This window comes from Sulfoacidibacillus ferrooxidans (assembly GCF_022606465.1).
Lineage (GTDB): Bacteria > Bacillota > Bacilli > Alicyclobacillales > SLC66 > Sulfoacidibacillus > Sulfoacidibacillus ferrooxidans.
Map to the genome: position 1 here is coordinate 1 of NZ_JALBUF010000061.1, position 900 is coordinate 900.

General features: G+C 38.6%; 1 protein-coding gene. It reads left to right on the forward strand.

Annotated elements, in window-relative coordinates; genetic code table 11:
- On the forward strand, positions 1–758 hold a 758-nt coding region (locus MM817_RS16360; RefSeq protein ID WP_241717108.1), incomplete at its 5' end, for a PhzF family phenazine biosynthesis protein.
- Positions 759–900 lie beyond the last annotated feature (142 nt).

Genomic DNA, 900 nt, shown 5'->3' on the forward strand with positions numbered 1-900 from the left:
ATCTTGTTGAAACAACATTTGTGCTTTCTGCTCCCCAAAACTCTGATTTTGATTTTGAATTAAGATATTTTACTCCGACAGAAGAAGTTTCTCTTGCGATACACCCTACCATTGCAGCACTCGTTTCATTAAACCAAGAAGGCTACCTAGATTCGCACACAACAACCTGTATCCTTAAAACGAAATCCGGAAATCGTCATGTGGATATTAATAAGTATAAAACATCATTTCTTGTAGAAGCAGTTCCGCCAAAATTTTACCCAGTATTGGATAATCGCTCTGCAGTGGCGAACGTATTCGGATTGGATGAGAATGACCTTCTAACCAACTTACCGATTCAGCCAGTAGATACGGGATTGGGACATTTAATTGTTCCTGTTACATCACTCAATGCTCTTATGAAAGCAAAAAGGAACATTTCTGCCTTAGAAGAATTATGCTTCAATGCAGGTGTAAGAGAAGCACAGCTATTCACGTTTGATGTCTACAACAACAAATGCGATGTACATACTAGGAACATTTGTCCCAGAGAAGGAATTGAAGATCCAGGATGCGGAGTTGGAAATGCTGCCCTTGGGGCGTACCTATTTAAACATCGGGAAGATAACAAGAGTGAGCTATTCATTCAGGCAGAACAAGGAATAATTAATTCTATGCCTTGTGTCATTCACACTCATGTATTTCATGAAAAAGATGGAATTCGTGTACGAGTTGGTGGTACTGGAAAGACAATGATGACTGGAACTCTGAAAATTTAACCATAGTTCCACTTTCGAATTTGATCAAATAGTGTACACTGATGGAAGGAATGATATACGGAGATTGCGACTCTACAAAATTTCCCTTTTGAACAAAAGTGATCATACCATTTTTATAGACGAGTCTACTACACCCATACTT